This is a genomic window from Marinobacter sp. OP 3.4, assembly GCF_036224885.1.
Lineage (GTDB): Bacteria > Pseudomonadota > Gammaproteobacteria > Pseudomonadales > Oleiphilaceae > Marinobacter.
The window spans coordinates 24,323-34,508 of sequence record NZ_JAVVLT010000105.1; the positions used below are offsets into that span (position 1 = coordinate 24,323).

The 10,186-nt window shown below is 60.8% G+C and carries 10 protein-coding genes; 7 read left to right on the forward strand and 3 right to left on the reverse strand.

The window, feature by feature from the left end:
- Positions 1-82 precede the first annotated feature (82 nt).
- Together RO069_RS17815 and RO069_RS17820 are read left to right on the forward strand one after the other, a co-directional pair.
- On the forward strand, positions 83-1,498 hold the full coding sequence (locus RO069_RS17815) for an ABC1 kinase family protein (RefSeq protein ID WP_328189421.1): 1,416 nt from the start codon (positions 83-85) through the stop codon (positions 1,496-1,498).
- 140 nt (positions 1,499-1,638) lie between these two features.
- Positions 1,639-1,869, forward strand: coding sequence for a glutaredoxin domain-containing protein (locus tag RO069_RS17820; protein ID WP_328189431.1), 231 nt, complete (start codon positions 1,639-1,641; stop codon positions 1,867-1,869).
- 121 nt (positions 1,870-1,990) lie between these two features.
- Here RO069_RS17820 and RO069_RS17825 read toward each other — a convergent pair whose 3' ends face one another.
- The gene (locus tag RO069_RS17825; RefSeq protein ID WP_328189422.1) at positions 1,991-3,253 is read right to left on the reverse strand and encodes a 6-phosphofructokinase; all 1,263 of its coding nucleotides are present in this window, start codon (positions 3,251-3,253) and stop codon (positions 1,991-1,993) included.
- A gap of 235 nt (positions 3,254-3,488) precedes the next feature.
- Here RO069_RS17825 and mpl point away from each other — a divergent pair, with 235 nt between their 5' ends.
- The 3 genes from mpl to RO069_RS17840 are packed head-to-tail and all read left to right on the forward strand — an operon-like array spanning position 3,489 to position 6,407.
- Positions 3,489-4,889, forward strand: a complete 1,401-nt coding sequence (gene mpl, locus RO069_RS17830) for a UDP-N-acetylmuramate:L-alanyl-gamma-D-glutamyl-meso-diaminopimelate ligase (protein WP_328189423.1) — start codon at positions 3,489-3,491, stop codon at positions 4,887-4,889.
- The gene (locus tag RO069_RS17835) at positions 4,879-5,511 is read left to right on the forward strand and encodes a flavin prenyltransferase UbiX (protein WP_328189424.1); all 633 of its coding nucleotides are present in this window, start codon (positions 4,879-4,881) and stop codon (positions 5,509-5,511) included. The genes mpl and RO069_RS17835 overlap by 11 nt, the downstream gene beginning before the upstream one ends.
- A complete protein-coding gene (locus RO069_RS17840; RefSeq protein WP_328189425.1) occupies positions 5,508-6,407 on the forward strand; it encodes a mechanosensitive ion channel domain-containing protein in 900 nt (299 codons plus the stop codon). Before RO069_RS17835 ends, RO069_RS17840 begins: the two co-directional genes overlap by 4 nt.
- A 448-nt stretch (positions 6,408-6,855) precedes the next feature.
- On the opposite strand, the gene RO069_RS17845 is transcribed toward RO069_RS17840, so the two are convergent.
- Together RO069_RS17845 and RO069_RS17850 are read right to left on the reverse strand one after the other, a co-directional pair.
- Positions 6,856-8,196 carry an ATP-binding protein gene (locus RO069_RS17845; protein ID WP_328189426.1) on the reverse strand — a complete coding sequence of 447 codons (1,341 nt, stop codon included), beginning with the start codon at positions 8,194-8,196 and terminating at the stop codon, positions 6,856-6,858.
- Entirely contained in the window at positions 8,180-8,848 is a 669-nt protein-coding gene (locus RO069_RS17850) for a response regulator transcription factor (protein WP_328189427.1), read from the reverse strand. Before RO069_RS17850 ends, RO069_RS17845 begins: the two co-directional genes overlap by 17 nt.
- Positions 8,849-9,051: 203 nt before the next feature.
- On the opposite strand from RO069_RS17850, the gene RO069_RS17855 reads away from it, so the two are divergent.
- Positions 9,052-9,585: a cupredoxin domain-containing protein gene (locus RO069_RS17855; RefSeq protein WP_328189428.1), complete on the forward strand. Its 534-nt coding sequence runs from the start codon at positions 9,052-9,054 to the stop codon at positions 9,583-9,585.
- An 89-nt stretch (positions 9,586-9,674) separates the two neighbouring features.
- Positions 9,675-10,186, forward strand: a 512-nt coding sequence (locus RO069_RS17860; RefSeq protein WP_328189429.1) for a multicopper oxidase domain-containing protein, incomplete at its 3' end; no start/stop codon positions are given.

Below are 10,186 nucleotides of genomic sequence, written 5' to 3' on the forward strand. Positions count from 1 at the left end.
AGGGCAGAGCCCGGCACCGCCCAGCGCGGGGCCTCATCAAATCTTGGAACAGGGGGTGGTTGACCACCCCGTCAGGTGGACCATGTCCGGACCCCGAAAGGCAAAAACCGTTTCCCGTATCCGCACCGGCAGTTTTGAGCGTCGTCTCAGCATGACCCGGGCCGGACTGTATGCCGGCACCCGGGTGGCCTCTCATATGGCCACAAGCTGGTTTTCCGGTTCGGAGCAGAGGGAACAGCGCCGCCGTGACATGCTCTCGAAACAGGCCCGGTTCCTGGTGGAGGAACTTGGTCAGCTCAAGGGCAGCGTGGTCAAGATCGGTCAGATGATGGCCCTCTACGGAGAGCACTTCCTGCCCGAGGAGGTCACCGAGGCCCTGCACACCCTGGAAGACCAGACCTCGGCGCTGGAGTGGAGATCGGTGGAAAGGGTCCTCAAGGACGAACTGGGCCCGGATCGCCTGGCCGAGCTGGAGGTGGACCCGGAGCCCATTGGTGCCGCCTCCCTGGGGCAGGTGCACCGGGCCCGCCGTCTGTCCGATGGACTGGAACTGGTGCTCAAGATCCAGTACCCGGGCGTGGACCGGGCCGTGGACAGCGACCTGGACGCGGTGGCGCAGCTATTGAAAGTGGCCCGACTGGTCTCCTTCGGGCCGGAATTCCGGGACTGGCTGGAAGAGGTCCGGGAGATGATGCACCGGGAGGTGGACTACAAGCTGGAGGCGTCCACCACCGAACGCTTCCGGGAACGCCTGGCCGACGATCCGCGCCTTGTCGTGCCCCGGGTACTGTGGGAATACTCCACCGCCCACATCATTGCCCAGACCTACGAACACGGCCATTCCGTCAGCTCGGAAGCGGTGCGCGCGCTGCCCGTGGAGCGTCGCAGCGAACTGGGCCGGGCGGCACTGGAGTTGTTCTTCCGGGAGCTGTTCGATTGGGGGGAGATCCAGACCGACCCCAACTTCGGTAACTACCGCATCCGGATCGCCGGGGAGAGCGGGTCCGATTCGGCGCACGACCAGATCGTGCTGCTGGATTTCGGGGCGGTGCAGTCCTACAGCAAGGCGTTCCTGGGCCCGGTCATCCAGATGATACAGGCCTCCTACGAACAGGACCTGGAGGCGGTCATCGACGGCGGTGTCAAACTGCACTTCATGAAGCGGGAATGGCCGGAGGACGTGCTCGACAAGTTTGGCCGGGTCTGCATGTCCGTGCTCGAGCCCCTGGCGCCGGCCAACTACAACTGGCCCGACTACGCGGTCAATGCCGACGGTCAGTACCGCTGGAAGGAAAGTGACCTGCCGTCACGGGTGGCCCGGGAGGCGGCCCGCTCCGCCATAAGCCGCTATTTCCAGGTGCCCCCCAAGGAGTTTGTTTTCCTCAACCGCAAGCTGATCGGCGTGTACACCTTCATTGCCGTGCTGCGGGCCGAGTTCAATGGCGAACCGCTGCTGCGTCAGTTCCTCTACGGCGACACCGGATCAAACTCCCACTGAGGCCTCGGTGGGCCCCTATGGTAAAGACCATCGCCGATGCCTATGATCGCCATTCAAAGCATCAACTGGGCATATTATGACGCTGATGTCATGATTACCCGACTCAAAGACAGGCATTCCGGAGGTAACCCTTGGACAAGGTGACAATCTACGGCCGCATGAGCTGCGGCTTCTGCGCCATGGCCCGCCAGCTCTGTGACCAGAAGGGGTATGAGCACGAATTTGTCGACATGCCCGCCCTGGGCATGACCAAGGACGATGTGGCCGCCAAGCTCGGTCGCCCGGTGCGCACCGTGCCCCAGATCCTGGTGGGTAACGAGTATGTGGGCGGTTTTGATGAGTTCTCGCGGTATGTGGCCGGGCAGGCCTGAAGGGGGGGCTTTTTCGGCGGTCGATGACAGGACCGTCCCGGGGCAGGGTATCCTTGATTCAGTCCTGAGTCGTTACGTGCCGTGAAGGCCCTGCGGGTGTGGTCCGCAGGGCCTTTTCCGCTTATACGTCAAACGGCGTCTTCAGTTTCTTCTCCGCCAGGACGTTCTCCAGTTTCGCCACCTTCGGGATGCCATTCTCGAACGGCGGGAAGGCTTCCCCCTCGATCAGCGGCTGCAGGTACTGCCGGCAGTCGTCGGTGATGCCGAAACCATCATCGGTGATGTAGTGGATCGGCATCTTCTTCTCCTGGTTGGCCACTTCGCTCAGCGGGGCTTCACCGATGTGCCAGCGATAGGGGCTGGACTGCTCGCGGACGATGATGGGCATCACCGCCTGCTTGCCGGCCAGGGCCATTTCCACGGCCTTCTGGCCGACGGTGTAGGCCTGTTCGACATCGGTGGCGGACGCGATATGGCGCGCCGCCCGCTGCAGGTAGTCCGCCACCGCCCAGTGGAACTTGTAGCCCAGGGCCTGCTTGACCATGTTGGCCAGGGTGGGGGCCACGCCGCCGAGCTGGGTGTGGCCGAAGGCGTCCTTGCCGCCGGCATCGGCGACAAAGCGACCGTCCTCGTACTGGGCCCCTTCGGAGGCCACCACCACACAGTAGCCGTAGTCCTTCACAGACTGCTCGACGCGGGCAAGGAAGGCTTCCCGCTCAAAGGGAATTTCCGGGAACAGAATGATGTGCGGTGGTTCCCCCTGGCCCTTGCCGGCCAGGCCACCGGAGGCGGCAATCCAGCCCGCGTGGCGGCCCATGACCTCCAGGATGAACACCTTGGTGGAGGACTCACTCATGGACTTGATGTCCAGGCTGGCTTCCAGGGTGGAAGTGGCCACGTACTTGGCCACGGAGCCAAAGCCGGGGCAGCAGTCGGTGAAGGGCAGGTCGTTGTCCACGGTCTTGGGAATGCCGATGCAGGTAATCGGGTATCCCATCTTGTCCGCGATCTGGGACACCTTGAACGCGGTGTCCTGGGAGTCGCCACCGCCGTTGTAGAAGAAGTAGCCGATGTTGTGGGCCTGGAAGACTTCCACCAGCCGTTCATACTCGCGGCGGTTCTCGGTCAGGTTCTTCATCTTGTAGCGGCAGGAGCCGAAGGCGCCGCCCGGCGTGTGCATCAGGGCCCGGATGGCCTCGTCGGATTCTTCGGTGGTGTCGATCAGCTCTTCCCTGAGAGCCCCGATAATGCCATTGCGACCGGCGTACACCCTGCCAATCTGCTCCGGATGTTTGCGGGCGGTTTCAATCACGCCGCAGGCACTGGCATTGATAACGGCGGTTACACCACCGGACTGGGCATAGAACGCATTCTTGATGGCCATCTTGGGCTGGCGCCTCCTGCTGGTTGGACACTGGATTCGGAAACGGGTGCTCCGGTCTGCCTTTCAGACCGGCTAATAGGGCGAATGATACGTGAATCTGCCATAGTTTTCATGACACCCACCTTGACGGAACCTGACGTATACGGGAGTCTTGAGGGCCTCCGCCGACCGCGATGCAGCGGTTATGGACGGCGGGTATCCATTAGCAACAGCGATCGAGGGCGTCTGGCGCACTATGCACATCCATATTCTGGGAATCTGCGGTACCTTCATGGGCAGTCTGGCGGTACTGGCCAGAGAGTTGGGGCACAAGGTGACCGGATCGGACCAGGGCGTCTATCCGCCCATGAGCACCCAACTGGAGGCCCAGGGGATCGAGCTGATGGAAGGCTATCGCCCGGATAACCTCAAGCCGGCGCCGGACCTGGTGCTGATCGGCAATGCCATGTCCCGGGGCAATCCCGAGGTGGAGGCGGTGCTCAACCGTAACCTGGACTATATGTCCGGCCCCGAGTGGCTGGCCCGGGAGGTGCTCAAGGATCGCTGGGTACTGGCGGTGGCCGGCACCCATGGCAAGACCACCACCACCTCCATGCTGTTGTGGATCCTGGAGCAGGCCGGCTTCGAGGCCGGCTACCTGGTGGGCGGTGTGCCGAAGGACTTCCCCGTATCCGCCCGTCTGGGCAACAGCGATTTCTTCGTCATCGAGGCGGACGAGTACGACAGCGCCTTCTTCGACAAGCGCTCCAAGTTTGTCCACTATCGCCCGCATACCTGCATCCTGAACAACCTGGAATTCGACCACGCCGATATCTTTGACAACGTGGAAGCCATTGAGCGCCAGTTCCACCACCTGGTACGCACGGTGCCTTCCAAGGGGGCGATTATCCGCCCGGCGGTGGATGAGCACCTGGACCGGGCCCTGGCCATGGGCTGCTGGAGCCCGGTGCAGACCATCGCCATCGGCAGCGAGGCCGGCGCCCCGAACTGGCGGGCCGAACTGCTGGCGGATGACGGCTCCAGCTTCATGCTGATTCACCACGAGCAGCCGGTGGCCACGGTCAACTGGAACATGACCGGCCTGCACAATGTCCGCAATGCCCTGTCCGCCATCGCCGCGGCCCGCCATGTGGGAGTCACCCCGGACCACGCCGTGTCCGCCCTTAACCGGTTTGGCGGTGTCAAGCGGCGGATGGAGCTGCTGGCGGATATCGATGGCGTCCGGGTCTACGACGATTTTGCCCATCACCCCACCGCCATCGCCACCACACTGGAAGGCCTGCGCAACCGGGTGGGCGATGAACTCATCATTGCCCTGGTGGAGCCCCGCTCCAACACCATGCAGCAGGGCGTCCACCGGGAGCGGTTGCTGGGCAGCGCCGACCTGGCAGACCGGGTGATCTGGGCCAACACCGGCAAGTCGGAATGGCTCACCACCCTGATGGAGGAGTACCGCAGCGGTGGCGGCGACCCGGAACGGCACCAGAGTGACGAGACCATCGACGGACTGATCCGCCGGGTGCTGGGCGAAGTGTCCGAACCCTGCCACGTGGTCATCATGAGCAACGGCGGTTTTGGTGGTATCCACCAGCGACTGATTGGCCGCCTGGAGGAGAAGGCCGGCCATGGTCGCTGATACTGCCGAACCCCGCGTGATCAACCTGGCCATGACCGGAGCCTCCGGCGCCCAGTATGGCCTGCGGTTGCTACAGTGCCTGGTGGCCCAGGATTGCCGGGTGAACGTCATGGTCAGCAAGGCCGCCCGGGTGGTGCTGGCCACCGAGACTGAGGTCCAGTTGCCGGCGTCCACCGCCGGCGCCCTGAAAGTCCTGCAGGAATACAGCGGGGCCCGGGACGGCCAGCTTACCGTGTTCGGTCACGAGGACTGGTTCGCGCCCCCGGCGTCCGGCTCCGGAGAGAAGGCGCCCCTGGTGATCTGCCCCTGCAGTACCGGCAGCCTGTCAGCCCTGGCCACCGGTGCCAGCAACAACCTGATCGAGCGGGCCGGGGATGTGGCCCTGAAGGAGCGCCGTCCGCTGATACTGGTGCCCCGGGAGGCGCCGTATTCCGAGGTGCACCTGGAGAACATGCTGAAACTGACCCGGATGGGGGCGGTAATCATGCCGGCCAGCCCCGGCTTCTACCACAAGCCGGGTTCAGTGGATGACCTGGTGGATTTCATCGTCGCCCGGCTGCTGGATCACCTGGGGCTGCCCCAGACGCTGGTGCCCCGCTGGGGTGAGGGCAAAGGGGAATGATCGAGCAGGTCTCGTCGGAAATCGCACAACTGAACCTGTCCATGCCGGCACTTCGCCTGCTGGGCACAACGCTTGCCCTGGTGCTGATCGTGCTGGTGGTCCGGGCGCTGCTTTCGAAGGTGATCCGCACCAGCATCCAGTCCACGGAGTTGCGCCGCAAATGGCTGGTGCAGACCCGCAATGGCCTGATCCTGGTGTTCCTGCTGGGGCTGGTGATGATCTGGGGGCAGGAATTGCGCACCCTGGCCCTGTCCATCGTGGCTATCGCTGTGGCGTTCGTGGTGGCCACCAAGGAACTGATCCTGTGCTTCATGGGGTCCCTGGTGAAGGGCGGCGCCCGCTCCTTCGACATTGGCGACCGCATCCAGGTAAAAGACTTCCGGGGCGACGTGATCGACCAGAACCTGCTGGCCACCACCATCCTGGAGGTGGGGCCGGGCAAGCTGACCCACCAGCGCACCGGGCGTGCCACGGTCATCCCCAATTCCCTGTTCGTGTCCGAACCGATAATCAACGAAAGCTTCACTGAGGATTATGTGCTGCACGTATTCACGGTGCCCTTCAAGCGGGAGGATAACTGGCAGAAGGCGCAGGAAGTGCTATTGGAGGTCACCCAGGCCCAGTGCCAGCCCTACCTGGAGTCCGCCCGCAAGTACATGCGTCGCCTTGGCGACCGGCGGGGGCTGGAGGTGCCGATGGTGGACCCGAGGGTCAGCATACAGGTGCCCCTGGCCGGAGAAATTCATCTGGTAGTGCGTTATCCCTGCCGGCCCGCGCAGCGCAGTGCCATTGAGCAGAATATCCTGGCGGAAGTGTTTGGGAAGCATGATTTCCTGCCGGCTGGCAAGGGTGTCGGGAGGGCAGATGACAGCCCCGACGTGCAGTCGTTGGAGTAGGTCGTGGGCGTTGGCGGTCCGTCAGGGGATGGGTACGCACAGATGATCGACAAAGACGAATTGGTCTGGTCGATGGGGTTACGTCAGCCTTGGGTGTATTCTGATCTGTCGTTTTACCCATAACTTTTCCAAAGTTGGGAACCATAAAATTTCCGGCTATTTGAAGTGGCTATTGGGCACGTTGGGCTATCGGCATACAGTCGCGAACTCGTTTATAATCGTCTTGGTCGCCAGAACAGAAGGACAGCACTTTATCCGGTTGGATTCTGCGCATATGTTCGCGGGCTCGAATTTCGATGCGGTGCGACAGAGGTGCTTGCTCAAAACACTTCTGCCATGCAGACTCGGCCGCAAGTGAGACGTCAATTGCGTATTGTCGTCAACGTGAACGGCGACCAGTCCTGAGTGCTAAACGCTTACCTGATAATCGGGGGATTGTGACCCCAAATCAATCTGCACCAGGGAGTACAACACCTGCAGCAAGACCTCCCGCCTTACTGGACGTGTAATGAACCTGCCCCTGATAACGGTCAACTATCGCGTGGACAATAGCCAGCCCCAGTCCATGACCGGGTGTCTGCTCGTCCAGCCTCAATCCCCGCTTGCCCAATTGTGAGCGGGCGGCTTCTGAGACGCCGGCCCCGTCGTCGCTGATGATGATTTTTAACTGACCTTGATCTTCACCCAGCGTGAGTTCCACCCAGCGGGACGACCATTTGCCTGCGTTATCCAGCAAGTTGCCAAGGATTTCGTTCAGGTCATGCTCCTCAACAGGCCAGCGATGGTGTTCAGGCAGATCCGTTGACAGTTCAAAAGATTTATCGGGGTAGAGGCGGCCGAGCATCCACAGCAGGTCCCGGGCCTGTTTGACCGGGCAGGCACTTTGACCGACCTGTGGACCTGCAAACCGGCTTCGCCGCATTTCTGACTCCAGCTGAGCATCTATGTCGTCGAGGCGCGACGCCATTTCCCGTCTCAGGTTCTCATCAAGCGGTCGGCTGGTGTCTTCCAGGATCTGTCTGACAGCCGCTATGGGCGTTTTCACACTGTGGGAAAGGTTGGCAAGGGCGTCACGGGAGCGTTCCAACCGGTCATCCAGTGAATCCAGCAGCTGATTGAGTTGCCGGACGAGGGGCCGGAACTCCTCCGGGCCGTCTGCGTTAATACGGGAGATATCGCCTGACTGAAGCTTTTTCAGGCTCGCCCGAAGGCCCACTACTGGCCGCAGGGCCAGAGTGATGCCCACCCATATGCTTCCGATCATCAGGCTGACCAGTAAGACGGAGACGACCGCAGTCCAGGTATGGAGTTCGGCCTGACTCCGCTGAAGCGCCTGCATATCCTCGGCAACAATGACCACGAAGGGATTTCCGTCGACGGAGAAGGCACGGCGATACCCAAGCATTTCGGAAGGCGCATCGGGTACCTCAGCACCCCGGGCTCTTACGGCTCCCTCCTGCTTGGAGGATAGCAACGGCGCCAGCAGCGGAGCCCAGGTTTCCGGTGAGATGGCCTGCCTGGACGGAGAGGCAATAGCGAAGGCGTGGTGGAACACCTCCTGGAAATAATCGCCGGTCTGGAGAGTATCAATCCGGCCGCCGGACTGGCGGACCTGGTGTTCCAGAAAAGCCACCTCGTCTTGCAGGCGGCTCTCCACGAAGTCCGTGGACATTCTATCCAGTAAGGCCCCGTGGATGATCCAGGCCAGTGCCATCAGGCCAATACCTGCCGGAAGCAGCAGAATCAGGAGCATCCCCCTGACTGAGCGAGGTCTAGCGGCTATCGGCATCGAACAGGTACCCCTGACCACGTCGGGTCTTTATGGTGTCCGGACCCACCAGCTTCCTGAGCCGCCGCACATAGGCCTCGATAACGTTTTCGCTGGGTGTGTCGTCGAGGCTGTATAGCTGGTCCAGAAGCTGTTCTTTCGAGAAAACCTGCCCGGGACGACTCATCAGGCAGCGGAGCAAGCGAAACTCCGTGCCGGTCAGGCTATGTTCGGTGTCGTCACCGGCTTTTAACGTCTGGCGATTTTCGTCCAGCTCGAATCGGCCCGCTGTCAGGGTATCCATTATTCTGCCTTGGCTTCGCCGGACGATGGCGTGAAGCCGGGCAATCAGTTCTTCTGTCTGGAAAGGTTTTGCGAGGTAATCATCGGCGCCGGCCTTCAGACCATTGACCTTGTCCTGCCAGTCTCCTCTGGCCGTCAGGATCAGCACCGGGAAGCTGACCTTATGCGTCCGCCACTGCCTCAGTACGTCCAGACCGTTGCCGTCGGGCAGGCCTAGGTCAAGAATACCGGCCCGGTAGCTTTCCTGCTGCCCGAGTTGTCGGGCGTCCCGTGCTGTGCGGGCGGTATCCACGCTGAAACCGGCCTTTTCCAGTTGGGCGCTTAGCCCATTTGCCAGCAGAGGGTCATCTTCCACCAGAAGTAATCGCATTCCTGACCTGCCTTCCCGAATTGAGCATCAGAGTCCGTCAGTGTCGCTGCCCAAGCTGAATTGTGCCTGAACAAAAAATAATTCCGATTTTCAGCCTGGATTCAGGTTGCTGAGCGATGGTAGCAACCGTTTCCGGATATTGCTCAAGTTTTTAGTGAGACAACCCGGCCTTCAGGGCCAAAGCTGTTCAAGGGAGAAGATAGATGACCGTATCAAAATTCCTCGTTGCTGCCGCGACTATCTCATTGTCGGCGACCGCCTTAGCCGCTGGAACCCATGGTGGAGGCCATGGTCACGGCGCTGCGAGTGGTGAGCCCGGCAAAGCCTCAGAGGTCAGCCGAACCATAACAGTCGAAATGTACGACAACTACTATGAACCGGAATCAATCACTGTAAGCCCCGGGGAGACGGTGCGGTTTGTGGTGGAGAATAAAGGGAACCTCGTTCACGAATTCAATATCGGCACCCCCGAGATGCACGAGGGCCATCAGGAGGAAATGATGATGATGGTCGAACACGGCGTCATCCAGGGCGGGAAACTCAACCACGACATGATGGAAATGGACATGGGGAACGGCCAGTCCATGAAACACGACGACCCCAACAGCGTCCTGCTGGAACCGGGCCAGAGCCAGGAAGTCATTTGGAAGTTTTCCGATAACACCAATATCGAATTCGCCTGCAATGTTCCGGGTCATTACCAGGCAGGGATGTACGGCGACGTTAAGGTTCAGTAACTCAGCTCACTAGTAAGGCGTTGAAGCAGAGGGCTTACAGGTATTTCTCCTGTGGGGGCCATAGTGCAGTGCGATTTGGAGTAACAAACATGAAAAGCCGTTTAGGTTCGGCGTTGTTAAGCCTGCTGATGTCTACATCGGTTATGGCCGGCGAATATGATCTCACGGTTGATCGGGTCGAAATCGATACCGGCGATTTCGTGAAAGAAGGTATTGGCTACAACGGCGCATCTCCGGGACCGGTGATGCGCTTCAAGGAAGGTGAAACCGTCAAGATCAACGTGACCAACAATCTGGATGAGATGACGTCCATTCATTGGCACGGCCTGATCCTTCCTTTCGATCAGGACGGTGTACCAGGTATCAGTTTCCCAGGCATCAAGCCGGGTGAAACGTTCACTTACGAATTCCCTATCCAGCAGGCAGGCACCTACTGGTTTCACAGCCACTCCGGTTTTCAGGAGCCGGATGGCGCCTACGGTTCCATCGTTATCGAACCCGAGGGACGTGAACCGTTCCGCTACGATCGTGAATACGTGGTGCAGTTGACTGACAAGCACCCCCATTCCGGTGACCGCATCATGCGCAACCTGAAAATGAT